At 69.0% G+C, this 24,525-nt stretch carries 21 protein-coding genes and 1 pseudogene; 7 read left to right on the forward strand and 15 right to left on the reverse strand.

Annotation, left to right across the window (positions count from 1 at the left end; genetic code table 11):
* Positions 1-103: 103 nt before the first annotated feature.
* The gene (locus tag ABFX45_RS29720; RefSeq protein ID WP_346133469.1) at positions 104-340 is read right to left on the reverse strand and encodes a hypothetical protein; all 237 of its coding nucleotides are present in this window, start codon (positions 338-340) and stop codon (positions 104-106) included.
* Positions 341-455: 115 nt separating this feature from the next.
* Between ABFX45_RS29720 and ABFX45_RS29725 the strand changes: the two are divergent.
* The 3 genes and pseudogenes from ABFX45_RS29725 to ABFX45_RS29735 form a co-directional block, all read left to right on the forward strand.
* Positions 456-1,091: pseudogene (locus ABFX45_RS29725) on the forward strand (DUF222 domain-containing protein); the annotation flags it as partial.
* Positions 1,086-1,352 (forward strand): HNH endonuclease signature motif containing protein, encoded by a 267-nt coding sequence (locus tag ABFX45_RS29730; protein WP_346133631.1) that lies wholly within the window; start codon positions 1,086-1,088, stop codon positions 1,350-1,352. The pseudogene ABFX45_RS29725 and the gene ABFX45_RS29730, both read left to right, overlap by 6 nt.
* Positions 1,353-1,691: 339 nt before the next feature.
* The gene (locus ABFX45_RS29735) at positions 1,692-2,426 is read left to right on the forward strand and encodes a maleylpyruvate isomerase family mycothiol-dependent enzyme (protein ID WP_346133471.1); all 735 of its coding nucleotides are present in this window, start codon (positions 1,692-1,694) and stop codon (positions 2,424-2,426) included.
* Positions 2,427-2,471: 45 nt separating this feature from the next.
* Here ABFX45_RS29735 and ABFX45_RS29740 read toward each other — a convergent pair whose 3' ends face one another.
* The 9 genes from ABFX45_RS29740 to ABFX45_RS29780 form a co-directional block, all read right to left on the reverse strand.
* On the reverse strand, positions 2,472-3,047 hold the full coding sequence (locus ABFX45_RS29740; RefSeq protein WP_346133473.1) for an acyltransferase: 576 nt from the start codon (positions 3,045-3,047) through the stop codon (positions 2,472-2,474).
* Positions 3,044-4,123 (reverse strand): DegT/DnrJ/EryC1/StrS family aminotransferase, encoded by a 1,080-nt coding sequence (locus tag ABFX45_RS29745; RefSeq protein ID WP_109638720.1) that lies wholly within the window; start codon positions 4,121-4,123, stop codon positions 3,044-3,046. Before ABFX45_RS29745 ends, ABFX45_RS29740 begins: the two co-directional genes overlap by 4 nt.
* Positions 4,120-4,782 (reverse strand): acetyltransferase, encoded by a 663-nt coding sequence (locus ABFX45_RS29750; RefSeq protein WP_112228233.1) that lies wholly within the window; start codon positions 4,780-4,782, stop codon positions 4,120-4,122. Before ABFX45_RS29750 ends, ABFX45_RS29745 begins: the two co-directional genes overlap by 4 nt.
* Positions 4,779-9,560 (reverse strand): DUF4082 domain-containing protein, encoded by a 4,782-nt coding sequence (locus ABFX45_RS29755; protein WP_346133476.1) that lies wholly within the window; start codon positions 9,558-9,560, stop codon positions 4,779-4,781. The genes ABFX45_RS29750 and ABFX45_RS29755 overlap by 4 nt, the downstream gene beginning before the upstream one ends.
* A gap of 148 nt (positions 9,561-9,708) precedes the next feature.
* Complete coding sequence (locus tag ABFX45_RS29760; protein ID WP_346133478.1) at positions 9,709-10,842, reverse strand: DegT/DnrJ/EryC1/StrS family aminotransferase; 1,134 nt, start codon at positions 10,840-10,842, stop codon at positions 9,709-9,711.
* A gap of 198 nt (positions 10,843-11,040) precedes the next feature.
* Positions 11,041-12,015 carry an NAD-dependent epimerase/dehydratase family protein gene (locus ABFX45_RS29765; protein ID WP_109638670.1) on the reverse strand — a complete coding sequence of 325 codons (975 nt, stop codon included), beginning with the start codon at positions 12,013-12,015 and terminating at the stop codon, positions 11,041-11,043.
* Entirely contained in the window at positions 12,012-13,037 is a 1,026-nt protein-coding gene (locus ABFX45_RS29770) for a Gfo/Idh/MocA family protein (protein WP_233439843.1), read from the reverse strand. The genes ABFX45_RS29765 and ABFX45_RS29770 overlap by 4 nt, the downstream gene beginning before the upstream one ends.
* Before the next feature lie 14 nt (positions 13,038-13,051).
* On the reverse strand, positions 13,052-14,545 hold the full coding sequence (locus ABFX45_RS29775) for a sugar transferase (protein WP_109638668.1): 1,494 nt from the start codon (positions 14,543-14,545) through the stop codon (positions 13,052-13,054).
* Positions 14,546-14,911: 366 nt separating this feature from the next.
* Positions 14,912-15,127, reverse strand: a complete 216-nt coding sequence (locus ABFX45_RS29780; RefSeq protein ID WP_407656971.1) for an RNA-binding S4 domain-containing protein — start codon at positions 15,125-15,127, stop codon at positions 14,912-14,914.
* 90 nt (positions 15,128-15,217) lie between these two features.
* Between ABFX45_RS29780 and ABFX45_RS29785 the strand changes: the two genes are divergently transcribed.
* Positions 15,218-15,901 carry a DUF2306 domain-containing protein gene (locus tag ABFX45_RS29785; RefSeq protein ID WP_346133481.1) on the forward strand — a complete coding sequence of 228 codons (684 nt, stop codon included), beginning with the start codon at positions 15,218-15,220 and terminating at the stop codon, positions 15,899-15,901.
* A 287-nt stretch (positions 15,902-16,188) separates the two neighbouring features.
* Here ABFX45_RS29785 and ABFX45_RS29790 read toward each other — a convergent pair whose 3' ends face one another.
* The 4 genes from ABFX45_RS29790 to ABFX45_RS29805 all read right to left on the reverse strand — a co-directional run bounded on the left by ABFX45_RS29790 (position 16,189) and on the right by ABFX45_RS29805 (position 18,808).
* On the reverse strand, positions 16,189-16,671 hold the full coding sequence (locus tag ABFX45_RS29790) for an SLATT domain-containing protein (RefSeq protein WP_109638665.1): 483 nt from the start codon (positions 16,669-16,671) through the stop codon (positions 16,189-16,191).
* Entirely contained in the window at positions 16,668-17,870 is a 1,203-nt protein-coding gene (locus ABFX45_RS29795) for a DUF4231 domain-containing protein (protein ID WP_109638664.1), read from the reverse strand. The genes ABFX45_RS29790 and ABFX45_RS29795 overlap by 4 nt, the downstream gene beginning before the upstream one ends.
* Before the next feature lie 63 nt (positions 17,871-17,933).
* Positions 17,934-18,092, reverse strand: coding sequence for a hypothetical protein (locus tag ABFX45_RS29800; protein WP_170155077.1), 159 nt, complete (start codon positions 18,090-18,092; stop codon positions 17,934-17,936).
* Entirely contained in the window at positions 18,089-18,808 is a 720-nt protein-coding gene (locus tag ABFX45_RS29805; protein WP_109638663.1) for an HAD family hydrolase, read from the reverse strand. Before ABFX45_RS29805 ends, ABFX45_RS29800 begins: the two co-directional genes overlap by 4 nt.
* 36 nt (positions 18,809-18,844) lie before the next feature.
* Between ABFX45_RS29805 and ABFX45_RS29810 the strand changes: the two genes are divergently transcribed.
* Positions 18,845-20,230, forward strand: coding sequence for an SDR family oxidoreductase (locus ABFX45_RS29810; protein ID WP_109638662.1), 1,386 nt, complete (start codon positions 18,845-18,847; stop codon positions 20,228-20,230).
* Between the two features lie 143 nt (positions 20,231-20,373).
* The gene (ku, locus tag ABFX45_RS29815) at positions 20,374-21,036 is read left to right on the forward strand and encodes a non-homologous end joining protein Ku (RefSeq protein ID WP_346133485.1); all 663 of its coding nucleotides are present in this window, start codon (positions 20,374-20,376) and stop codon (positions 21,034-21,036) included.
* Positions 21,037-21,160: 124 nt separating this feature from the next.
* On the opposite strand, the gene ABFX45_RS29820 is transcribed toward ku, so the two are convergent.
* On the reverse strand, positions 21,161-21,382 hold the full coding sequence (locus tag ABFX45_RS29820; protein WP_109638660.1) for a bacteriocin immunity protein: 222 nt from the start codon (positions 21,380-21,382) through the stop codon (positions 21,161-21,163).
* A gap of 149 nt (positions 21,383-21,531) precedes the next feature.
* On the opposite strand from ABFX45_RS29820, the gene ABFX45_RS29825 reads away from it, so the two are divergent.
* A complete protein-coding gene (locus ABFX45_RS29825) occupies positions 21,532-24,396 on the forward strand; it encodes a bifunctional RecB family nuclease/DEAD/DEAH box helicase (RefSeq protein ID WP_346133487.1) in 2,865 nt (954 codons plus the stop codon).
* Positions 24,397-24,525 lie beyond the last annotated feature (129 nt).

Here is a 24,525-nt window from a genome sequence, read left to right on the forward strand (position 1 = left end):
CGGGAACGCACGGCTGGAAGGTGGCATTGAACACACTGATCAACCTCTTCCCCGGTCGCATACTTTTCTGATAACCTACAAATGTAAGCAAATCACCTCTGGCTTACACAAAAATCGTGACAGGCTCGTGGAATGGCATTCGAACACGTGTTCCTGCCACAATGGACGCATGCCACCCCTCGGACTCGCCTCCCCGCTTGAGCTCCTCGACGAGCTCAAGCGGAAAGTCCGTGCGCTGCAACAGCTTCAGTTCCAGGTGGTGGAGATCGTCGGCGCGCTGCAGCAGCAGGGCGCAGCAGAAAGCTTGGGATACAAGGATCTCGTCGAAGTCTTCAAGCACACCCTGCACTGGGACCCCAAGGTCACTCGCCGCAAGCTCAAGCAGGCAGCCGCCTTGTACCCCACGATGACCCCGACCGGCTCCCTGATGGAGCCGGTACTGCCCGGGGGTCGCGGCCGCGATGGCCGAGGGCGCGCTGTCAGAAGACCACGTCGATGTTCTGGCCGAGGCGATGACGGAACTGCCCGCCGTGGCCGAAGAACACATCGTGCGGTACGCGCTCGAACACGAACCCCGCTCAGCCAAAGCCTTCTGCAAGAACCTCGCCTACCACCTCGACCAGGACGGGCCCGAACCCAAAGACCCCGAACCGGCCCCGCCGCGCAACACCGTGCGCCGCCGCAGACAGGGCGGCCGGTACCAGCTGTTCGCCGACCTCGACCTGGACACCGGCGCCAAGCTCGACGCGCTACTCGACCCACTGGCCAAACCCGCCCCCGAGGACCTCCGGTTCGCGCCCGAACGGGAAGGGGACGCGTTCTGCGAGATCGTCGACCTCGCGCTGCGCGCCGACCACCACCGCATCCACGGCGGCGAACGCGTCCAGCTCACCGTCACCGTCGACTACGACAAACTCCGCGCCGCCATCGGCACCGCACGGCTCGACAACGGCGACCACCTCCCGATGAACCAGGTCCGCAAGATCGCCTGCGACTCCGGCGTGATCCCGATGCTGCTCGGCAGCCGCTCCCAAATCCACGACGTCGGCCGCAAAACCCGAGCCCTCAACTCCGGACTACGCCGCATGCTCGTCACACGAGACCAAGGCTGCGCCTTCCCCGGCTGCACCAGACCACCCAGCCACTGCGAAGCCCACCACATCCACCACTGGGCAAACGGCGGCCCAACCAACCTCAACAACCTCGTACCGCTCTGCCGCCGCCACCACGACCTCATCCACCACTCCGACTGGCAGATCCACATGATCAGCGGCCTACCGCACTTCCGGCCGCCCGCGTTCATCGACCCGCAACGAAAACCCCGGCAAAACCGAATACACACCGCCGCGTAACCACGACCCGGCGCCAACCACCACGCCTCCGCCCGGCGCCCCGCTACCGCCCACAGCCGGCGCGCCCACCGCCCGCGCGCCCACCGCTCACAGCCCTACCGCCCACAGCCCACAGCCCCACCGCTCACAGCCCACCACCCACAGCCCGAACCCCTTGACGCGGACAGGCACCCAACCGCGCTGGCCAACCTCCAGCACCACCCAGCTCAGCCACCCGAACGCGTCAGGCCACCCAACAGCAGTGCACCCGCGGGGCACGTCACCTGGCCGCGCCCACGCCGTCGGCGAAAATCGCTGTCGCGCCGCCGCTCGCGATGGTAGACAGCCGCGGTGCAACTGATGTTTCCCGACTTCCTGCGGCTGATCGACGAGCGAACCGCCGCCTTCTGCGCCGCGGTCGCCGCGTCCGACCTCGACGCGCAGGTGCCCAGCTGTCCTGAGTGGACGCTTTACGACCTCGTGCAGCACCTGGGTGACGGACGCCGCAAGTGGGCCGCGATCGTCGGCGCGGGGCCCGCCTCTGCTCCCCCGGACAGGACTCCCTCGGTCGCCCCGCGGGAGCGCGATGCCGCTGTGGCGTGGATGACCGAGCCCACGCGGGAGCTGCTGAACGCGCTGGAGGAGGCCGGTCCGGAGCGCGGTTGCTGGACTCCCTGGGGCGACTCGCAGTCACCGCAGACCAGCGGTGCCGCCGCCAGGCGCCAGCTCCAGGAGATCTCGATGCACACCTACGACGCGCAGCTCACCGCGGGCGATCCGCAGCCGCTGCCGGCCGGGATCGCGCTCGACGGTGTCGACGAGTTCCTGAGCACCTGCGTCGCCACCACGAGCGCCTGGCCGCACGAACCCGCTGTCATCGACTACCACGTCACCGAGGGGCGTTCGTGGCGGCTCTGGCTCGATGCCGACGGTGCACGGGCGGGCGACGTGACCGAGGCCGAGCCCGATGCCACCGGGCGCGGCGCGGCCGCCGATTTTCTGATGTGGTTCTACGGCCGCACGCAGGGGGAGTCGTTGAAGCTGGACGGGGACCTGCGGGTGCTGGACCGGCTCGTTGAGTGGGAACCCGCCTAGTGGAAGGCCGCCGGAGCCTACGGCTTCGGCGGCCTCACCCGCGCGCTAGACGGCTTTGAGGCCGTCGGGGGTCCGCTCGTGCCTCGTACCGCATTCCGGGCACGACAGGTCGTCTGAGAGCCGCGCACCGCACGCGCAGACCCAGCCCTTCACCACCGCCGGGTTGCCCGCCACGAACGCGTGTGCGGGCACCGAGCGGGTGATCACCGAGCCGGCGGCGGCGAACGCGTACGAGCCGATCTCCGTGCCGCACACGACTACCGTGCCAGCGCCGAGCGTCGCGCCGCGGCGGACCAGGGTGGTCTCGAGGGCGTCGCCGGCCTTCTTGATGTGTGCGCGAGGGCGCAGGTCGTTGGTGAACAGCACGTTCGGGCCGAGGAACACGTCGTCCTCGCACGTCACGCCGTCGAACACCAGCGTGCCGTTCTTGACGGTCACGTTGTTGCCCAGCACCGCGCGCGACTCGACGAACGCGCCGTCGCAGATGTTGCAGTCACGACCGATGCGCGCGCCTGGCAGCACGTGCGCGAAGGCCCACACGCGCGTGCCGTCGCCGACGTCGGTGGACTCGCACAGCCCGTGGGGGTGCACGCGCACACCGGTCATCGCGGCCTCTGTCACTTCAGGGCCTCCGTCAGCGCCTCCACCACGCGAGCCTGCTGCGACTCGGTGATCTCCGGGAACAACGGCAGCGACAGGATCTCCGCCGCGGACTGCTCGGCGACCGGGAACGAACCGCCCAGGCCGCTGAACGCACCGGTCTTGTGCAGCGGCGTCGGGTAGTGGATGCCCGCGCCGATTCCCGCGGCGTGCAAGGAAGACAGCACGCGGTCGCGGTCCGGCACGCGCACGACGTAGAGGTGCCACACCGGCAGGTTGCCGTCGAGCACCACGGGGACGCGCACCCGCTCCACGTCGGCCAGCATCTCGGTGTAGCGCAGGGCAGCCGCGCGGCGGGCCTGGTTCCAGCCCTCCAGCCGGCGCAGCTTCGCGGACAGCACGACGGCCTGCAGCGTGTCGAGGCGGCTGTTGAAGCCCAGCACCGGGTGCTCGTACTTGCGCGGCGAACCGTGCTCGCGCAGCAACCGCACGGACTCCGCCACCGCGTCCGACGTCGTCAGCACCGCGCCGCCGTCGCCGTACGCGCCGAGGTTCTTGCCGGGGTAGAACGAGGTCGCGGCCGCGACACCGAGACCGCCGACGGACACACCGTTGCGGCGCGCGCCCTGCGCCTGGGCGGCGTCCTCGACGACGGGCAGACCCTGCAGCTGCTCGACCGGCGCGGCCTGGCCGTAGAGGTGGACGGGCACAACGGCCTTGGTGCGTGAAGTGACCACAGAGGACACCTGGGACACGTCGATCAGCAGCGTGTCGTCGACGCAGTCCACCAGCACCGGCGTGGCGCCGCAGCGGGCCACCGCCTCGGCCGTGGCGATGAACGTGTTGGCGGGCAGCACGACCTCGTCGCCGTGACCCACGCCGAGCGCACGCAGCGCGAGCTCGATCGCGTCGGTGCCGTTGCCGACGCCGATGGCGTGCGGAACTTCCTGGTAGGCGGCGAACTCCGACTCGAACCGGGCGACCTGGGGGCCGTTGATGAAGGCTGTCGTCTTGAGCACCTCTGCCCAGCCGTCGGCCACCTCGTCGGCCACCTGCTCGTGCTGGGCACGCAGGTCCACCAGCGGAATCTCGATCACGCGCTCTCCCCACGCAACGGGCGGGCCGGCACCCCGGCCCACGTCTGGCCTGCCGGAACGTCCTGCAGGACAACGGCTCCCATGCCCACCACGGCACCGGCGCCGATCTTCACTCCCTCGCGCACCAAGGCTCCCTGTCCCAGGTACGCGGACTCCCCCACGAACACACCCCCGCCGAGCGAGGCGCGGCCGGCGAACGTGACGCCGTCCGACACCTCGTCGTCGTGGGTGATCAGCACGTGCGGCATCGCCACCACGTGCCGGCCGACCGAAAGCGGGGTCGTGATCACGACACCCGCGAGCAGGACCGTGCCGGCGCCCAGAGAGGCACCGGACGTGACGGCCGCCGGATGCACGACGGTCGCCCACCGCTCGTCCGGCAGCCCGAGCCGGGACACCAGGTTCAACCGGGACAACGGCCGCCGCGCGTTCGCAACGCAACATACGACGGCCGCGTCCGGATGTTCGTTCTCGAGAAGAGCAGGCAACTGTGCGAGCCCGCCCAGCACGGGCACCCCGTCGATCAGGGTGCCGTGCAGGGCAGCGGTGTCGTCCAGCGCCCCGACGGGGTTCCAGACGTCCGGGAGGAGGCGGACCGCCGCGAGCACCTCGCGGGCGAGTCCGCCTGCTCCGACGAGCAGCAGTGGCCGTGGAATCACTGGAACACCACGTCGACCCAGTAGTTGCCACCGTTGTAGGTCGTCGTCGGGAACCCGGACCCGGCCGTGAACACACCGGCCGACGCCGTGGCACTCAGCGGCGGCGAGGTCACCGTGCCGAAGTAGCCGGCGTTCACCGCGTAGTGACCCGTGGTGGTCGTGTACGAGGCCACGTAGGTGGTCCCGGCCGTGATCGGCACCGGCGACGAGAACGTCAGCGTCTGCCAGCCCGACTCCGTTTCACCGGAGAACGTGCCGGTCGCCAGGCGGGTGCCGTCCGCGGACCAGAGCGACCCGGTGTGGGTGCCGGTGTTGCCAGCGCCCTTGTAGAACTTCACGCCGGTGATCTGGCCGTTGGCCGTGGACGTGAACTTCACGCCGAGCTCGTACGCGCCGCCGTCGTCAGCCGAGGTCACCGTCGGCACGGTCGCCGCGCTGAACAGCGAACACGGACAGGTCTGCGTCATCGCCGAGGTGAACGACCACGTGACGGGGCCGGCCATCATGTTGCCGAACGTGTCCGCGACCCGGACGCTCACCGAGTACACGGTGGACGCCGCGAGCCTGGCAGCGGGCGTGAACGTGATCATCCTGCTGTCCTGCGACAACGCCAGCGTGCCCGCGATGCGCGCGCCACCGGGGTCGGTGACCGTGAACTGCGCACCACCCAGGTCGACCGGCTCGTTGAACGACGCGGTGACTGCCGACGTCAGGTCCACTTCGGTCGCTCCGGACAGCGGCGTGTGCGACTGCAGCACCGGGGCGTCGTTGTCCGCGTTCGGCTGGTAGACGACGTCGACCCAGTAGTTGCCGGAGCCGTACGTCATCGTCGGGAACCCGGATCCCGGCACGAACACGCCGTTCTGCTCCTGCGGTGCCGTCAGCGGCCCCGAGTTCACCGGACCGGTCGAGAAGTACCCGCCGTTCACCGCGTAGTGGCCGGTGGTGGTCGTGTACGACGCGGTGTAGGTCTGCCCGGCGCTCACGACCACCGGCTGCGAGAACGTCAGCGTCTGCCAGCCGGTCGCTGTCTCGTTCGAGAACGTGCCGGTGGCGAGGCGCTGGCCGGACGCGCTCCACAGCGAACCCGTGTGCGTGCCGGTGTTGCCCGCGCCCTTGTAGAAGCGGACACCGGTGATCTGGCCGGACTGGGTCGGGCTGAACCGCACGCCCAGTTCGTAGGCACCGGAGTCGTCGGCCGACGTCACGGAAGGCACCGTCGCCGTGCTGAACAGCGAGCACGGGCAGGTCGGCGTGGTCGTGGTGGTGAAGCCCCACTCCGCGGGCGTCGGCATCGCGATGCCGTTGACGTCCGCGATGCCCACGCGCGCCTGGTACCGCGTGCCGGGCACGAGCTTGCCGGCCGGCGTCCACGTCACCGTCTTCTGGTCCGCGGACAGCGACACCGAGCCGGTGAGCTTCCCGCCCTTGGGGTCGGTCAGCCAGATCTGCGCCGACGCCGGGTCGATCGGCTCGCTGAACGTCGCCGTCAGCGGGGTCTGCAGGCCCACGTTCGTCGCGTCGACGCCCGGCGTGCGGTTCGTCAGCGTCGGTGGCGTCGTGTCGCCGTTGAGACCGTTGCGGTAGATGACGTCGACCCAGTAGTTCGTCGCGTTGTAGGACGCCGTCGGGAATCCCCCGCCAGTGCCGTAGCGGTAGACGCCGTTGCCGCCGTCCACGCCGTTCTGCAACGCGTGCAGCGACTGGTAGTCCGCGCCCTGGCCGTTGAAGTAGCCGGAGCTGACCGAGTACCGGCCGTTCGGGGCGTAGTACGACACGATGTAGGTCGTGTTCGCGTCCACCGCGACCGGCGAGTTGAACATCAGCTTCTGCCAGCCGGACGTGGTCTCGTCCGTGAAGGTGCCCTGGGCCTTCAGCTGGCCCGACGCGGTCCAGAGCGAGCCGATGTGCGTGCCGGTGTTGCCGGTGCCCTTGTAGAAGCGGACGCCGAGCACCTCGCCCTTGCCGTCGAAGCGGACCTTGGTGCCGACCTCGACGGGGGTGGTGTCACCGGCGTCGACCACGGCGGGTGCCGCGAAGTCGTCCCAGATCGTGCACGGGCAGGCCGCCGGTCGTGGCGAGCCGGTCGTGAACGTCCAGTTCGCCTGCGAGGACATGTTGTTCGACGCGTCCGCGGCCCTCATCGTGACCGTGTAGGACGTGGCGGCCGCCAGCGGAGCGGACGGTGTGAACGTCACCGTGCGGGCGTTCTCGGACAGCGACGTCGTGCCGGACACCGCACCCGACGGGCCGGTCACCGTCACCTGCGCCGAGTTGAGCGTCACGTTCTCGTCGAACGTGCCGGACACCGTGGTGTTCAGCGCGACCGAGCCGGCGTTGGACACCGGGGACATCGCGGTCTGGATCGGCGCGCGGGTGTCGGGACCGGGGTCCGGCGCCCACACCACGTCGACCCAGTAGTTGGTGTGGTCGAACGAGTTGTTCGGGAAGCCCGCGCCGAAGCGGAACACACCGTTCGGCCCGTCAACACCTGACTTCAGGCCGGTGATCGGTTCCATGTAGGCCTGCTGCTGGTAGAAGCCACCGGAGTCGTACGCGAAGTGCCCGGTCGGCGTGAAGTACGAGACCACGTAGGTCGTGTTGGCGTTCACCGCGATCGGCGACGGGAAGAGCAGCGTCTGCCAGCCCGTCGGCGACTCGTTGGCGAACGTGCCGGTGGCGAGCAGGTCACCGGTGGCGGACCACAGCGAGCCGGTGTGCGTGCCGGTGTTGCCGGTGCCCTTGTAGAACTTCACGCCGCGGACGTAGCCGTCGCTCGCGGCGCGGAACTTCACGCCGAGCTCGAGCTGGGAGTTGTCGTTGGCGGAGGTGACCTTCGGTACCTCCTGGCCGGAGAACATGCCGCACGGGCAGGTGCGGGCGGCCACGTTCGGCGAGGCCTGCGCCGGCGTGGACAGGTTCAGCGAGTCGTCGACCGCGCGCACCCGCAGGGCGGCGGTGCCGGACTGCGACGGCGTGTAGGTGTAGCTCCACGTCGTCTGGCCGGCCTGCCAGTCGGCGTAGTGCCAGCGGTTGCCGCCGTCGGTCGAGACCTCGACGCCCGCCACGCGGCCGGACGCGTCGATCACCGTGCCGCTGAACGTGTACGGCTGGCCGACCGTCGCCTGCGAGGGCACGCTCGTGACCAGCACGGCTGGCGCCGCGTTGTCGTTGATGGCGCCCGAGATCACCAGCTCGTCAGGTGCCCACAGCTGGTAGGGCTGCACGCCCATGTCCGCGAGGAAGTTGACGGTCGCCTGCTTGATCCGCTTGTCCGACGTCGGCGTGTTCGTGAGGAAGGCGTGTTCGTCGTCCACACCCCACGCCCACTGGACGGTGCCCGCGCCGAACACCAGCGCACCGGAAGGCGCGCGGTAATAGGTGATCGCGTGCGTCTCGGTGCTCGAGCCGTACTCGTCGCCGTAGTTCTTCAGCGCGTAGTAACCGTCGAGGTTCACCGTGGTGCGCGACATCTGCGCGACACCGGCGGGCTGGTGACCGTTGTCGTAAACGGTGTTCCACTCGTAGCCCAGCGTGCCCGGCTGGAACGTGTACGTGGTGCCGGACGCCATGTTCTGCAGGTCGGTGTTGCGCCAGAGCCGCATCTTGCCGTACTCGGCGGGCACCTGCAGCGAGTCGTCCCGGCGGCCGTTGACGGTGAACATGTTGCCCAGCAACGCGTTCTCCGGCCTGCCGCCGTCCTGCGGCGGGCTGTAGCGCGGGTCGCGCCACGTGCCGGTCCAGTCGTTCAGGCCGTCGTTCTGGGTGCCCTTGGTCTCCTTGAAGCAGGCGAGCGTGCGCCAGTCCGTCTGGGACGAGTCGATGCTCTTCTCCCAGCGGGTCTTCCAGAAGATCTCGTTGCCGGTCAGGAACGCCATGTGCACGCCCGCGTCACGGGCCGCCATCACGTTCGCCATCTGCTCGTTCGACCAGTACTCGTCGTGACCGACGGCCATGAACACCTTGTGGTTCTTGATCAGGTGCCCGCGCCGCGCGGAGTCCATGTCGGTCGTGTAGCTGACGTCGTACCCGTTGCGCTCCAGGAACCGCAGCATCGGGTACTCGGCGTTGAAGATGAAGTTCTCGTCACCGTCACCGCCGGTGTACGGACGGTTGTAGCTGACCTTGTACGACGAGCCGCCCTGGCCGGGGCCGTCACCGAAGTAGAGGCTGTTGCCGCCGTAGCGGTTGTAGGCGACCCAGGTGGCGTCGGAGGTCTGGAAGAGGATCTTCGAGGTCGACGAGTCGTCGCGGACGACGAACACGATCTCGTTCTCGGCGCCGGTGTCGTTGCGCGTCAGACGGGCGTAGTACAAACCGGACACCGCGGTGGACGGGATGTTCCAGCTGACAGACACGGCCCAGTTGCCGCAGTCGATGAGCGCGGTCGGCCCGTCCCGCAGACACGGTGGCTGGTTCTGCGGGGTGTTGCGGCTGACCGTGCCCATGTGGCGCGCGCCCTTGCCCGCGTACCAGCCGAGCCGGTAGATGTCGAGCTTGTAGGACGACGCCGACGTCAGCATCTTGAAGCTGACGGTCTGGCCGGGCGTGTAGCTGATGTCCGTGGTGTAGCCGAGGATCGCGTCGTCGCGGTACTGGGCCTGCCAGTTGTCGGCACCGGGCCGGGTGTTCTCGCACGCGACCTTGTTGGTGACCGGGAAGTCACACGGAGCAGCGTGTGCGTTGGGGGCGTTGAACACCCCGAGCACGAACATCGTGGATGCGATTAGTGCCGTGATCACAAGCACCCGCACGAGACGCGACTGCTGAGCCACCATTTGGTTTCACCTCTCGGACAGAGTTACCGTGTGTGATCCGCGCACTACGCTGGACAGCACAGGGCTGCTACTCCGAACGTCGGCGATCTCATTGGAACCGTTACGTGGCAACACAAAAATGTTCCGGAACAACCTGAATCTTTATCTTTCAACCACGGACGGTCAGACGGGATGTGTGAAGAGTTTCCGACAACGCTGACACGACGGTGTCCTGCTCGTCGTTTGTCATGTCGTGGAACAGCGGGAGAATCAGCGTCCTGGCGGTGAAGGCCTCCGTCACCGGCAGCGGCGCGCTGGGGTGACCCTCGTAGGCGGGTTCGAGGTGTGACGCCATGATTCCGCGCCGTGCCGACACTCCGCGTTCGGCAAGGCCCGCGAGGATGTCCTGACGGTCCGGCGCCTCTTCCGGCAACCAGACCCAGAACGACTGGTAGTTCGTGGTGCCGTACTCGGGGTCACCGACGGCGGTGACTCCGGGAACATCGGCCAGCAACTCGTGGTAGCGAGCGGCCAGCTCGCGGCGGCGGGCGATGATCGCGTCCAGTTTGGACAGCTGCACCAGGCCGACGGCGGCCTGGATGTCGGTCATCCGGTAGTTGAACGCGGTCTCCAGGTACTGCTCGATGACCGCGGAGCCGCCGTTGTGGCGATCCGCCGCGGACACGCTCATCCCGTGCTCGCGCAACCGCCTGAGCCGAACGGCCCAGTCCGGGTCGTCCGTTGTGACCATTCCGCCCTCACCGGTGGTGAGGAGCTTGCGCGGGTGGAACGACCAGGCCGCCAGCAGCGCACCGGTGCCTACCGGCTTGCCCTGGTAGGTGGAGCCCGCGGCGCACGCCGCGTCCTCGATCACCGGGATGCCGCGGGGCTCGCACAACGCCTTGAGCGCGTCGACGTCCGCGGGCACACCGGCCTGGTGCACGACCATCACCGCACGCGTGCGGGCGGTGATGACCGGTTCCACTGTGGACGCGGTGAGGTTGCCGGTCGCGGCGTCGACGTCGGCGAAGACCGGGGTCGCGCCGGTGTAGCGCACCGCGTTGGCGGTCGCGATGAACGACAGCGACGGCACCACGACCTCGTCACCGGGGCCGACGCCGAGCAGGTGCACGGCGAGGTGCAGGCCGGTGGTGCAGGACGAGACGGCGACGCCGTGCCGGGCGCCCACGGAGCCGGCGAAGGCTTCTTCGAACTCCCGGACCCTGGGCCCCTGCGCGACCCACCCGGACCGCACCGCCTCGGCGGCGGCGAGCGCCTCTTCCTCACCGAGCAACGGCCGCATAACCGGAATCACAGCTCTACTGCCTTTCAGTGGCGTGCGCCGGGGCGCACGTCGACCTGGCGGTCGGCGGTTCTGGCGTCCGCAGGTACCACCAACCGCGAGGCGGTGGTACTTGCAGACGCTCCAACTGGGGTGCGGCGCGGCGCCACGCGGACCTGGGGGTGTCAGCGGGCGCCGGCGCCGCGGCTCGGCGAACGCTCAGGCGTTCTGCTTCTCGGCGCGCCACCACGCGACGAGGTCGCGCAGCCCGCCGTCCATCTCGATCTCGGGCTTCCACCCGAGGTCGGTGGCCGCGGCGCTGATGTCGGCGAGCCGGCGGGTCACGCCGTTCACCTTGCGCTCGGGGCCGTGCTCCAGCGGCAGGTCGGAGTCCATCGCGGCAAGCAACGCGAGGGCGAGCTCCTTGAGCGAGGTCTCCTTGCTGGACGCGATGTTGTACACCGTGTCGGTCACCGGCGCCTTGGCGGCGAGGATGTTCGCGCGGGCGATGTCGTGCACGTGCACGAAGTCCATCGTCTGCGCCCCGTCACCGAAGATCAGCGGCGACTTGCCGTCGGCGATGCGCTCCATCCACCGGATGAGCACCTCCGTGTACAGACCGTGGACGTCCATCCGCGGGCCGTACACGTTGAAGTAGCGCAGCGCCACGTAGTCGAGGTCGTACATGGCCTTGAAGCTGCGCAGCATGCCCTCGTTGAACGCCTTCGCGGCGCCGTAGAAGGTGTCGTTGTTGTACGGGTGGTGCCGCTCGTTGGTGGGGAACTGCTCCGCGAGCCCGTACACCGACGCGGACGACGACGCGATGACCTTCTTCACGCCGGCGGCCGCAGCGGCCTCGATGACCGTGAACGTGCCGTCGACCAGGCACTCCAGCGCGAGGCGCGGTTCCTCCGCGCACTGGGTGATCCGGATGGCGGCGAGGTGGAAGACGAGGTCCTGGCCCTCGGTCAGCTCGCGGACGAGCGCCTTGTCGTTGATGTCGCCGTCGACGATCTTGACGACACCGGACTCCAGCGCACCTGCCAGGTTCTCCCGGCGGCCGCGCACGAAGTTGTCCAGCACGACGACCTCGGCGGCGCCCGCCTCGACCAGCTGGTCGACCACCGACGACCCGATCGTGCCCGCGCCACCCGTGACGAGTGCGCGCTGCCCCGAAATGGGCTGTGCCGTCATGCCGAAACCCTGCCTTCAACTTGTTGAACGGGAACGAAGACTCCGCCGGAGCGCAGCGACTCCGACGCCGCCTCCAGCACCGCCAGCACGCGCAGGCCCGCGCGGCCGTCGGTCAGGGGCGGGCGCTGCTCGGTGATGGACGCCGCGAACTCCGCCATCATCGTGCGCAGCGCCTCACGCTCCACCAGCGCCGGCGCCACCATGTCGCCGGTGCGGTAGGAGATCTTCTGCTGCTCGACCGAACGATCGACACCGCGGTCGTAAATGGACAGTCGCTGCGCTGGATTGTTGTCGTCCCAGACGACCGTGCGCTGCGAACCGCCGATGACCATCGTGCGAATTTTCGTCGGCGACAGCCAGTTGACGTGCACGTGCGTGATCGCCCCGTTGGACAGCCGGACCGTCAGGTGGCCGACGCACGCGACGCCCGCGCCGATCGGGTCGGAGCCGTGCGCCGCGACCTCCACCGGGGTGACGTCGTCGGGCAGGATCGCCTCGAAGATCGACAGGTCGTGCGGGGCGAGGTCCCACAGGACGTCCACGTCCGGCTGCACCAGGCCGAGGTTGATGCGCACCGAGTCGATGTACTGGATGTCACCGATCTCACCAGCGCGGATGATCTTGCGCAGGTGCTGCACGGCCGAGGTGTACGCGAACGTGTGGTCCAGCATCAGCGTGAGGCCGCGCTGTTCCGCGGTCTCGACGAGCTTCAGGCCGTCCTCGAAGGTGGCGGCGAGCGGCTTCTCCACCAGGACGTGCTTGCCGGCCTCCAGCGCCGCCAGTGCGACGGGCAGGTGCGTGGCGGCGGGTGTCGCGATCGCGACGGCCTGGACCTCCGGGTCGGCGAGCACCTCGTCCAGCGACGCCGTGGCGCGCACGGTCGAGTACTCCCCGAGAACGCGCCGGGCCTTCTCCACGTCGAGGTCGCACAGGTAGCGCAGGCGCAGCGTGGGCGTGGCCTGCGCGTTGCGCACGAGGTTCGGCCCCCAGTACCCGGCGCCGATGACGGCGATGCCAATCACAGGAGTGTTCTCCATCAGTAGGCCCCCTGGCCGCCGAAGACGGCGCGGAAGGTCTTCCACAAGATCACGGCGTCGAGGGCGAGCGACCAGTCCTCGACGTAGCGCAGGTCGAGGCGCACCGACTCCTCCCACGAGAGATCGCTGCGTCCGCTCACCTGCCACAAACCGGTCAAACCGGGCTTCACGAGCAAACGGCGCCGGACGTCCGAGGAGTACTTCGCGGTCTCCTCCGGCAGCGGCGGGCGGGGACCCACGAGCGACATGCTGCCCGCGAGGACGTTGAACAGCTGGGGCAGCTCGTCGATCGAGTACCTGCGGAGGAACGAGCCGACCTTGGTGATGCGCGGGTCCTTCTTCATCTTGAACAGCAGACCGTGGCCCTCGTTGGCGGCTGCGAGCCTGGTGCGCAACGCGTCGGCGTTCGTGACCATGGTGCGGAACTTGATGATCGTGAACGGCTGACCGCCCTTGCCGACCCGCTTCTGGCGGTAGAAGACGGGACCGCGGCTGTCGATCATCACGAACGCGGCGACGGCGAACATCAGCGGTGCCAGCGCGACCAGGAGCACGAAGGCGCCCACGCGGTCGACGACTTCCTTGACCAGACGGCGGAAGCCGCTCAGTGCCGGTTCGCTCACCCGCAGCAACGGCATGCCGAGCACGGCGCTCATGTGCAGGCGGGGTCCCGCGACCTCCATCAGACCGGGAGACACGACCATCTCCGCGCCGGAACCCTCGAGGGCCCAGGCGAGCTGCTGCAGCCGGCGAGGTGTCCAGTAGGCGTCGGGTGTCACGGCGACGATGCGGTAACCGCCGCGGCGGACGTGCTCGGCGAGCTCGCGCAGCTGGCCGACGACGGGCACGCCGTCGACATCGGTGCCGGAGCGGCCGCGGCCGTCGATGGTGCAGATGGCGTCCACGCGCCAGCCCAGGTGAGCGACGCGCTTGGTGCGGTGGATGAGGTCCTCGACCGTGTCGAGGTTGCCGGCGGCGAGGACCGGGAGCAGGAAACGTCCTTCACTGCGGCCGCGGTGCAGGGGGCGGCGCAGGAGGTATCGCATGGGGAACGCGACCAGGGCGATCGCGGGTACCACGACGAAGACCCACAGGCGGGCGCCGGGGATGTCGACGGCGAGCGCTCCGAGGCCGAGCGCCACGACGGCACCGAACAAACCCCGGCCGAGTCTTCGGAACTCCTCGGCCCCCTGACCGAGAACCGTCGACGTCCACACACGGTTGATCGCGAGCGAGCCGACGACCACGACCACTGTGAGTAGATCCAGCAGGACAAGGGAAAGCGGGCCGAAAGCGGCGTGGCGGATGCTCATGACGGCACCGACGGCGATGACGACCAGGGCGACGGTCAGCACATCGGCGGTGATCACGGCATAGCGGTAGCGGCTCTCCCAACGGGCAACAGGTGGGTGCGTCTGTCTGTGTTCCGACAGAGGATTGAGCGTGGAGCGCTTCCCATCGACGTCACGGGCAGCGCGGACCTGCTCACTCATCGTTCTGTTCTCCCCGGCTCAGCGGCGATTCCGGACGTGCTGGTACGCAGGTCACCCCGAGGACCTCAAGTCTTCGATCTCCGGCAACGCCTCATTCGGGCTCGGCGGCCGAAGCTCGCAACCGGTGATTCGCCCGTCCCGGCATCCGCGTTACAGGCCACGGAAAAAACCTTCCCGTTCGGCCGAACATCGGACGTGACGCGCGTCTCACCGTCTGGAAACCACAGTCCTGCAAGACGATTCCGCATGTCCACAAGGGACATGGTGGTTACGTATGCCGGGCGAGAATCGTTCAGAACAGGTCTTCAGACCCTAGTCGGATCGTCTGCACATGTGCATGCACTTACCGCTGAACGGAGTAATGCTCTACCTTCGCACAGAAATGCGCACTTCGTCACCCTCGACGACCACTACGTCACCGTCGCGCAGCTGGGCGCCGCGGCGCAGCTCCACAGCGCCGTTGACGTGGACTTCCCCGTCCTCGATCAGCTCCTTGGCGTGGCCGCCGTCCTCGGCCAGCGCGGCCAGCTTGAGGAACTGCCCTAGCCTGATCGGCTCTTCGGAGATCTCCACCGTCCGCATGAGCCACATCATCCCAGTAGGGCGCACCCCACCGCTTGCTCGGGGGCGCGCACCAGCGCATCCGGGTGAAGTCGTTGGCAGCCTTGCCGCATGAAAACTTCTTGGGGGTATGTCGCCTGGTTGGCGGTGTCCGGAGTGGTCTGCGTCGCGATAACGATCTTCGCCGCGAGCGCGTACGTGACGCTGGACATGGGCATGGCACGGCCGGATCTGCACGGACCGGTCCACTACGGCCTGCTGGTCGCGCACATCTTCACCGGAACGGTGGCGATCCTGGCGGGTGTCTCGCAGTTCTGGCCCGGCCCGCGCGCGCGGCATCCACGGGTGCACCGAGTGCTCGGGCGCGTCTACTTCGGGGGTGTGCTGCCGTCGTCACTGCTCGGCGTCGTGTGCGCCCAGCTCTCATTGAACGGGCTGGCCGCGTCGGCGCCGCTGACGGTGCTGTCGGCGCTGTGGTTCGTGAGCGCCGTGTACGGGCTGCGGACCGCACGGCAGCGCAAGTTCGGCGAACACCGCATCTGGATGATCCGCGGGTTCGCCCTCACCAGCGCCGCCGTGACCGGCCGGCTGTGGGGCCTGCTGCTCGGCGGCCTGCTGCCCGACGAGAAGGGGATCGTCGTCTTCGCCACCGCGAACTGGCTGTCGTTCGTGGTGAACCTGCTGGTGGCCGAGTGGTGGATCCAGTCGCGGGGCTACGCCCGGACCTTGCCCTCCGCAGCGCTGAGGCCCAGCATCTCGAGCAGGTCAGCGCAGTCGAGCGCGTCCGTGGCGTGACAGGCCACGGTCCGTGCCGCCTTGCTGTTCTGAATCGTGCTGTGCTCCTTTTCCAGAGCCTTTGCCTCGGCGAAGGTGCCGGTTTCGGGCTCGGCGATCGCGGGACGCGCCCAAGTCATGTCGTGCCTGCTTCCGCATCGGGGGATGAGGTCATCATGACAACGGGGTGGCCGAAACACCAGCGCAGGTGCTTTCCGTAATCGGCCACCCACAGCGCGTCAACAGGGCGGACAAACTCGAAAAGCGTTCTTCCGGCCTCGAACTTTGATCGATCGCCGGGAATAGCTTCACCGTCCGTACCGCAGCACCGACTCCACTTCGGTCACAAATGCGACGAGCCTTTCGTCGTCCACGTCGTCCGGTGTGGGACCGTCCACCGCGAGCCGTTGCAGTGCAACGGAAGTGGTGGCGTTCTCCCGCGCCAGACGGCGGAAGCCGAACGTGGCCTCGTAGAGCGACACCGCGGTGGCCAGTGCGGCGAGCGCCGTGGCGGCGAAGCCCCACAACGCCCTGCGCGGCCCGTCCGCCATCCCCACCGCCGCCGCGGCGGCCGCGGCGATGAAGAGCGCGGCCGAGATCGCGACCGTCCACGTGCGAGCGCTGGAGTACCGCTTGCGGCCGCGTTCGAAGTGGTCGAGACGGTCGGAGAAGCGGTGCCGCAGGTAGGCATCGACGAACTGCGCCTGCCGCTGCTTGACGGTCGCCGCCGTCGGGCCCGCGGGAGCGACGGCGACGGTCTCCTGGCGCTCGACCTCGGTCGGCGTTGTCATGTCCTGACCACCTCGTGCTTGCGGTCGCTGACCGCGGCTTCCAGATCGGCCACCTTGTCCTGCCGCTCCTCCTCCGTCGCCGGCGCGGGGGCGGCGAGGTGGGCGAAGTACAGGGCCCTCAGGCGTTCCGCACGCGACCGCGCGGTGAGGTACTTGTCGAGCGACTCCCGCTTGCGCGCCACGATCGTGATGGCGGCGGCGAACGCACCGCCCGCCACGACGAGAACTCCTGGCCACGGCGTGTCCTTGAGCCACGTCTGCAGCGCGCCGAAGACCGTTGTCGTCAGTCCACCGGCGATCGCCAGCACCGCCATGAGCCGGTAGCGGTTCTGCTCGACGTCGGCCTGCGCGTCGAGCTCGTGGAACGCCGGCGCGACCACCGCGTTGGCGTCGTGGATGGCGTCGGCGAGCAACGGGTACGCGACCACGAAACCGGGATCGATCAGCGGCCGCGGTTCCGGTGCCCGGTAGCGGACCTTGGGCCAGATCCTCGGCGGCTTGGCGGGCTTCTCCTTGCCCAGCAACCGTTCCAGCGCGGTGACGACCTTGCCGGGCCCCTCGTCCACGTGGACGATGAAGATCTTGCCGCTGCGCACCAGCACCGCGAGGTCGCCGGTGAGGTCACCGGTCGCGATGCGGTCCGCGAGACCACCCGTGCCGGCGAGCACCAGGAGTGCGTTGTCGCCGCTGAGGTGGTCGACGACTTCCTTCTCGTTCTCGCCTCCGACGACGAGAGCGACCACGGGCTTCTTGTGGCGGATGGCGTCGGCCGCGCGGAACAGCACGGGGGTCGCGTCCGTCCACTCCGAACCGGGCACGATGACGGCGACGCTGTGGTTGGGTTCCAGCGCGACCTGACCGTTGGTGGAGGTTTCGGTGAGGTCGTGCACCTTGCTGCTGGGCGCGACGCCGACCACGAAGGGCCAGCGCTGCTCGCACGCCTGCAAAGCCAGGCCCAGCAAGTGGACAACGCCTCTGTCGGTGCCTTCGGTGACGAACACCGCGCCGTTGCGGGCCGCGGTCACCACGACGGATCTGAGCACCGGCAACAACTTCGCGGCGAGATCCGTCTCGATGTCTTCTGTGGAGCCGAAGACCGAGATCACCGTCCGCCCCCTGGGCAAACCGAGGGCCTTGGGTTTGATGTCGGCGTCCGGCTGGGACAGCCGTTTGACTGTCGGGCCGCCTGCTGTGGGCATGCCGCGCACGATAACGCCGTGATCCACGCCAGACCAGAGCCCGTTAGACCTCAACAGCGCCCGTCAAAACTCGTCCTCTTCGTCCATGGGGACTTCCTGCAGCTGTTCGTAGGCGTCCGCCTCGTTCGCCTCGAGCGGTGCGTCCGGCGTCTCAGGTGGTTCGTGCGGGACGACTTCGCGCTGCTGCTCCTGCACGTCCGCGTCGGGTGCTTCGGGGTTCATGCGGTGCGGTTTCCCTGCGGGGCGTTCCTCCACACCTGCCTGGTCAGCTCGTCGAGGTCACTGAGGTCTGGGAGGACCACGGTCGCGCCGGCCATGCGGAGGTCGTCCGCGCTGCTGCGCCCGGTGGCGACGGCCACCAGCCGCACGCCGGAGGTCACCGCTGCGTGGACGTCGTGCGGGGTGTCGCCGATGAGCACCACTTCGTCATCTGTGAAAGGGCGGAGGTGCCGCGCGCGGCTGCGGGCGAAGGTCACCAGCTCCGCGCGGTCCGCGTGGTCGTCGCCGAACGCGCTCACGTCCCAGTCGACGAGGTGCGCGAGCCCGAACGCCTCCAGCTTGATCCGCGCGACGCTCGCCAGGTTCGCGGTCAGCACGCCCTGGTGCACGCGGGGGTCGTCCGCGAAGTGCCGCAACGCGCGCAGTGCGCCCGGCAGGACCTCGGCGTGACCGGGCAGGTCGCCGCGCCGGCTCTCGAACGAGTTGGCGAGCGCGGTCGCCAGGAGCTGCGAGGCCTCCTCCGTGTGCTCGATGTCGTGCTGACGCAGGATCTCGCCGATGACGTCCAGCTCCGTGCGTCCGCCGAGGTCCAGCGAGCCCGTCAGCTCCCTGCCGAACGCGTCCAGGAACGCCTGGCGGTACATCAGCTTGCCGAAGCCGCGCGCCGAGATCAGCGTGTTGTCGATGTCCCACAGCACCAGCAGTTCGGGCCCCGTCACCGGACCACCACCCCTCAACCCGTAAAATGCCTGCTCATGACCTCGATCGACCCCGCAGAGCTGGAAGTCTGCCTGCGCGTGCTTGCCCAGGTCGAGGACCTGCCCGCGGAGCACGAGGACGCGGTGCGCGTCCGCCGGGCCACCGCGAAGATCTTCAAGGCCGCGAAGAAGTTCCGGAAGTCCGAGCGCAAGGCCGCCATCACGGCCAACGACCGGGCCGTCACCGCGCTGACCGCCACCGGGTCACCCGACCGCATCGACGACGAGACGCAGGGCCTCCCCCTCGTGTCGAACGCCCAGGGCGCCACGGCGGGCACGCTGATGCGCGCGCGGTCCTGCTACACGTGCCGGCAGCGGTTCGTCGAGGTGGACGCCTTCTACCACAACCTCTGCCCCTCCTGCGCCGCGTTCAACCACGGCAAGCGGGACGCGCGCACGGACCTGACCGGCCGAAACGCGCTGCTGACCGGTGGCCGCGCGAAGATCGGCATGTACATCGCGCTGCGCCTGCTGCGTGACGGCGCGCACACCACGATCACCACCCGGTTCCCGAAGGACGCCGCGCGCCGGTTCGCCTCCATGCCCGACGCGGCGGACTGGATCGACCGGCTCAAGATCGTGGGCATCGACCTGCGCGACCCGGCCCAGGTGCTGGCACTCGCGGACGAGGTGGCCGCGCACGGCCCGCTGGACGTCCTCATCAACAACGCCGCGCAGACCGTGCGCCGCTCCCCCGGCGCCTACGCGCCCCTCGCCGCCGCCGAGCACGAGGCGCTGACCGGGGACGCGCGCAGGCCGGAGCTGATCTCGTTCGGCGGCCACGGCCAGCTCGCCCTGCCCGGCACCGCGGTGCCCGAGGCGCACTCGGTGACGACGCTCGCGCTGATGGCGGGCTCGAAGGACATCGACGCGGGCGGCCTGGTGCCGGACACCGCCGCGACCAACTCGTGGGTGCAGAACGTCGACGAGGTCGACCCGGTGGAGCTGCTGGAAGTGCAGCTGTGCAACTCGACGGCGCCGTTCCTGCTCATCTCGCGGCTGCGCCCGTCGATGGCGAAGTCCCAGCACCGCCGCAAGTACGTGGTGAACGTGTCCGCGATGGAAGGTCAGTTCTCCCGCGCCTACAAGGGTTCCGGGCACCCGCACACGAACATGGCCAAGGCGGCGCTCAACATGCTGACGCGCACCAGCGCCGAGGAGATGCTGACCAGCGACGGCATCCTGATGACCGCCGTCGACACCGGCTGGATCACCGACGAGCGCCCGCACCCGCTGAAGATGCGGCTCGCCGACGAGGGGTTCCACGCGCCGCTCGACCTGGTCGACGGGGCCGCGCGGGTGTACGACCCGATCGTGCGCGGTGAGGCGGGCGAGGACCTGTACGGCTGTTTCCTCAAGGACTACGCTCCGGCCGCCTGGTAGCTCCCCCACAGGCGGCGCATCCGCCCCACCACCAACGCCGCCCTGGCGGCGCACGTGTCCGAGGTACCCGTCGGACGCATCCGAACGAGCCCTTTCGTCACCATGCGCGCCTATTCGACCACGCGTTCGAGTACCCATTTGTCATGAGAACTGTGTGGCGGGGAGCACTTCGGTTCGGCATGACGACGATGACGGTGCGGCTGGTGGCCGCGTCGACGGAACACCGCGGCAGGGTGCACCTGGTGCACCGCGAGGACAGCGGCCGCGTCCGGCATCAGCAGGTCTGCGGCGAGTGCTCGCTGCGGCTGACCCCGGACGACATCGGCCGCGGCTACGAGCTCGAAGACGGCCGCATCGTGCAGATAGACCCGCGCGACCTGCCGGCACCGGAGGACGGCGTCATCGACGTCCAGCAGTTCGCGCCGCAGACCGACCTCGACCCGATCGCGTTGCACCGCAGCTACTACGTCGAACCGGACGACCTGTCCGTGCGCTCGTACGTGCTGCTGCGCGAAACCCTGGAACGCACCAAGACCGCCGCCATCGTGAAGTTCGGCCTGCGCGGCAAGGAAACCCTCGCCGCTCTACGCCCCCAGCACGGCGTGATCGTCCTGCACACGCTGCTGTGGCCGGAGGAGGTCCGCGAGCCGCACTTCCCGTTCCTGCACCGCGACACCGAGGTCCGCACCGGCGAACTGGCCGCCGCGGCGGCGCTGGTGCGTGCCCAGACCCGGCCTTTCAGGCCGCACGACTACCCGAACACCGGCCACGAGGCGCTGCTCAAGCTCGTCGAGGCCAACGTGTAGCTCCTGGCGGTGCGGGCGGACGGCCCGCGTACCGGGGATGAACGCGGGTCGTCCGCCCGTGCCACCAGGCTCACAGGTCGCGCAGCGAGATCCGGCGCACCAGGTTCTCGCGTGCAGCCCGTTCTCAGAGCTCGATGGGGCGGTAGGACAACGCCTCGTCGACGATCTCCTCCGCGCTCATGTTCTCCTTCCCGGGCTCAGGGTGAAAAACCAGATCGGACACGTGCGGGTTACCCGTGGAACGGGTCAGCGCGTCCAGGGCCGCAGCATCCTCGTCCTCCGGGAAGCCGGGCTGCAGCATCCGGTTCACCAGCGCGATCATCTGCGCACGGGTCAGCTTCTCCATCCGGCTCGCTTCTTCCGCAGTGGTCCTCGAGCGAAAGTGCTGTCCGATGTGGATGATCGGGTGATCGTCGAGGCGTTGCAGCCGAGCATTCCACTGACCGGCGGTTCCATCGACCTGGCGACCCTGGAGATCGCCTAGCATCAGTGGCCATGCACGCCGGCCCGTCCGACCTCGTCGACCTGCTCGAGTGCGAGCACCGCAGCTACCTGGCACGCGCCGGACGGGACGGCGACTCGCGCGAACTGCGGGAGGCCGCCGCCCGCACGGCCGCTGACCTGCGTGCCGGCGCGGACCTCATCGAGAACGCGACGTTCTTCGACGGCGTCTTCCACTGCACGGCGCAGACCCTCGTCCGCACTCCAAGCGGGTACGAACCGTGCGATGAGGCCGCCGAGGCGACGCCCCTGGCCGTCCTCGGCCTGACCGCTGTGGCACAGGCGCTGGGCGCCGAGCGGGCGCACCTGATCGTCGACGGCAGGCGCACGTCGTTCCGGGCGGCCGACTTCACGCCGCTGCTCAACCGCCTCAAGGCGCGGCTCGCGAACCCCGGGCCAGCGCCGAAGCGGTCCTGGGGCGACGTCAGGGCCGCCTGCAACGGCTGCCGGTTCGCCCGGCACTGCGCCACGGGCCGCGAAGAGGCCCGCGACCTCTCGCTCGTCGCCGGGTTGCGGGCCGACCAGCGACGGAAGCTGGTTTCGGTCGGCATTGACACCATCGACGCGCTTGCGGCCACCGAGGAACGACCCGCCACGCTCTCCCCCGCGAGCTTCACCGCGCTGACCGCGCAGGCCCGGTTGCAGGTGCAGCAGGAACGCACCGGCGTCACGACCTACGAGGTCGTCGCCCCGGAAGCGCTGCAGCACCTGCCGGAACCGGCTGAGGACGACGTGTTCCTGGAGGTCGAGGGCGACACGTTCCGCACACCCGGCTGGGAGGGCACGTTCGCGGAGTTCGTCGACCGCACGCCGACGGGCACGGTGTACCACTTCACGCCGCACGACCTCGCCGCCAGGGCCGCGCGCACCGCCACCAGGGAGTCCGAAGTGGACGAACTGGTCCGGCGCTGCGTCGACCTCGGCGCACTCACCCGCCGCGCCCTGCGGGTGTCCACGCGGGAGTACACGCTCCAGGCCCTGAAACCGTTGCTGCGGGACGAGAACCCGACCCGCGGCGTCCGGGACCTGCTGGAGCGGATCAAGCGCGAGCTCGGCGTCGAGACCGCGGTGAAGGAGGAACGCGACGAGGCCGCACTGGAGAAGGCGGCGGAACGGGCGCGCCGGATGGCCGCGCTCACCGAGCCGTTGATGGCCGAAGGCCACACGTTGTTCGCGGCGACCGTCGGTTATCACCGGCGGGAGTCGAGTCCCGCGTGGGGCGACTTCTTCCGGCAGGCCAGCGCACCGATCTCCGACCTGGAGACCGATTCCAACTGCGCGGTGCCGATCACGCTCAAGGCCGAGGACTGGGTGCCGCCGAGCGGCCGGGTGCGGACGCACAAGCGGCAGGTGCACGCGCGGATCGACCCGGAGCGGCCGCACCCGTTCGGCAAGGACGAGCAGGTCCGGCTGCTCTACCCGGGCAACGTCACGCGCAACGCCGTGGTGGCGGACGACAACCCGTACGAGCTCGTGCTCACCGAGAGCACGTCGCAGGAACACGGCGAGCTGCCGGTCGCGGTGCTGCCCGGCAGCCCGGTTCCGGCGGCACCCAAGGACGAGGCGGTCGCGGAACTGGCCGAGCAGGCGGTCCACCTGCTGCCGCTGCTCCCCCGCAACCCCGGCATCGACCTGCTGCTGCGGACCCCGCCTGGGCAGCTGCCGCAGCACCCCGACGTCGTGCAGGCCGTGATCAAGGCCGTCGACCAGCTCGACGGCGGGACGCTCGCCGTGCAGGGACCTCCCGGCGCAGGCAAGACGTACCTCGCGACCAAGCTCGTGCGGCACCTGATCGACCAGGGCAAGACGGTCGCGGTGACGTCCACGTCGCACAAGGCCGTCGAGAACGTCCTCTCCAGCGTCGATCCGGACATCCCGATGGCCAAGCGACCCAAGGGAAAGCCGGAGGAGGACCTCCCCTGGGACCAGCCCAGGGACAACGGCGCGCTGGCGCGGTGGCGTGAGGAGCACCCGCAGGGACACCTCGTCGGCGGCACCGCGTGGACGTTCGCCAACGCGGTGATCAAGGCCGAGCCGTTCGACGTGATGATCATCGACGAGGCCGGGCAGTTCGCGCTGGCCGACGCCGTGGCGGTGGCGACGGCGGCCCGCAACCTCGTGCTGCTGGGAGATCCGCAGCAGCTGCCGCAGGTCGTGCAGGGTGTGCACCCGCCGGGCAGTGACGCCTCCGCGCTCGGCCACCTGCTCGGCGACGCGGACGTGATCCCCGAGCATCTGGGCTACTTCCTGGCCGAGACGCGCCGCATGCACCCGGCGGTCTGCAAGCCGGTGTCGGAGCTCTCGTACGCCGGACTGCTCCATTCGCACGAAACCGCCTGCCACCGCGGTATCGAAGGCATCGAGCCCGGGATCTACCTGCGTGAAGTTGATCACCGGCACAACATCACGTCGTCGACCGAAGAGGCAGACGCCGTGGTCGACACGGTGCGGCGGATCGTCGGTCGTACGTGGACGGACAACGGCAGAACACGCGAACTGACCGATGCGGACGTTCTCGTCGTGGCGCCCTACAACCTCCAGGTCAGGGTGATCCGGCGACGGCTCGCCGATGCGGGGTTCGACGAAACGCGGGTCGGCACGGTGGACCGCTTCCAGGGGCAGGAGGCACCCGCGGTCATCATGTCCATGACGTCGTCGTCCACCGTGGACCTGCCTCGTGGCCTGGACTTTCTTTTGTCACGTAACAGATTGAACGTGGCACTGTCACGTGCCCAGGCGCTCGCCGTGATGATCTGCTCGCCACGGCTGCTGGACGCGGATGTCCGTGGTGTGGAACAGATGCGGCTCGTGGCAGGGATGCTCGGCCTCCTCGAACAGGTGAAGAAATTCCCTGTTTGACGAGTCAAGTGTTGCCGGACGGTGACCTTTCAACCTCTCTGTGTTGCTAGCGTGGCGCGGTTCACCCAGTCGGGTGATCAAGAAATCAAATGTGCTCGATCCGCCACGCACCAACCAGAGCAGGAGATG

Origin of the sequence: Lentzea roselyniae (assembly GCF_039537795.1) — a bacterium.
In the GTDB taxonomy this organism is placed as follows: Bacteria; Actinomycetota; Actinomycetes; order Mycobacteriales; family Pseudonocardiaceae; genus Lentzea; species Lentzea atacamensis.

What these genes read in the sequence shown, in the direction of transcription:
- ABFX45_RS29825 (WP_346133487.1), top strand. Translation starts at nt 21,532, where the DNA reads ATGCACGCCGGCCCGTCCGACCTCGTCGACCTGCTCGAGTGCGAGCAC.
- ABFX45_RS29735 (WP_346133471.1), top strand. Translation starts at nt 1,692, where the DNA reads ATGTTTCCCGACTTCCTGCGGCTGATCGACGAGCGAACCGCCGCCTTC.
- ku (WP_346133485.1), top strand. Translation starts at nt 20,374, where the DNA reads ATGAGAACTGTGTGGCGGGGAGCACTTCGGTTCGGCATGACGACGATG.
- ABFX45_RS29800 (WP_170155077.1), bottom strand. Translation starts at nt 18,092, where the DNA reads ATGAACCCCGAAGCACCCGACGCGGACGTGCAGGAGCAGCAGCGCGAA.
- ABFX45_RS29765 (WP_109638670.1), bottom strand. Translation starts at nt 12,015, where the DNA reads ATGACGGCACAGCCCATTTCGGGGCAGCGCGCACTCGTCACGGGTGGC.
- ABFX45_RS29810 (WP_109638662.1), top strand. Translation starts at nt 18,845, where the DNA reads ATGACCTCGATCGACCCCGCAGAGCTGGAAGTCTGCCTGCGCGTGCTT.
- ABFX45_RS29795 (WP_109638664.1), bottom strand. Translation starts at nt 17,870, where the DNA reads ATGCCCACAGCAGGCGGCCCGACAGTCAAACGGCTGTCCCAGCCGGAC.
- ABFX45_RS29785 (WP_346133481.1), top strand. Translation starts at nt 15,218, where the DNA reads ATGAAAACTTCTTGGGGGTATGTCGCCTGGTTGGCGGTGTCCGGAGTG.
- ABFX45_RS29790 (WP_109638665.1), bottom strand. Translation starts at nt 16,671, where the DNA reads ATGACAACGCCGACCGAGGTCGAGCGCCAGGAGACCGTCGCCGTCGCT.
- ABFX45_RS29730 (WP_346133631.1), top strand. Translation starts at nt 1,086, where the DNA reads ATGCTCGTCACACGAGACCAAGGCTGCGCCTTCCCCGGCTGCACCAGA.
- ABFX45_RS29780 (WP_407656971.1), bottom strand. Translation starts at nt 15,127, where the DNA reads ATGCGGACGGTGGAGATCTCCGAAGAGCCGATCAGGCTAGGGCAGTTC.
- ABFX45_RS29820 (WP_109638660.1), bottom strand. Translation starts at nt 21,382, where the DNA reads ATGGAGAAGCTGACCCGTGCGCAGATGATCGCGCTGGTGAACCGGATG.
- ABFX45_RS29760 (WP_346133478.1), bottom strand. Translation starts at nt 10,842, where the DNA reads ATGCGGCCGTTGCTCGGTGAGGAAGAGGCGCTCGCCGCCGCCGAGGCG.
- ABFX45_RS29755 (WP_346133476.1), bottom strand. Translation starts at nt 9,560, where the DNA reads ATGGTGGCTCAGCAGTCGCGTCTCGTGCGGGTGCTTGTGATCACGGCA.
- ABFX45_RS29775 (WP_109638668.1), bottom strand. Translation starts at nt 14,545, where the DNA reads ATGAGTGAGCAGGTCCGCGCTGCCCGTGACGTCGATGGGAAGCGCTCC.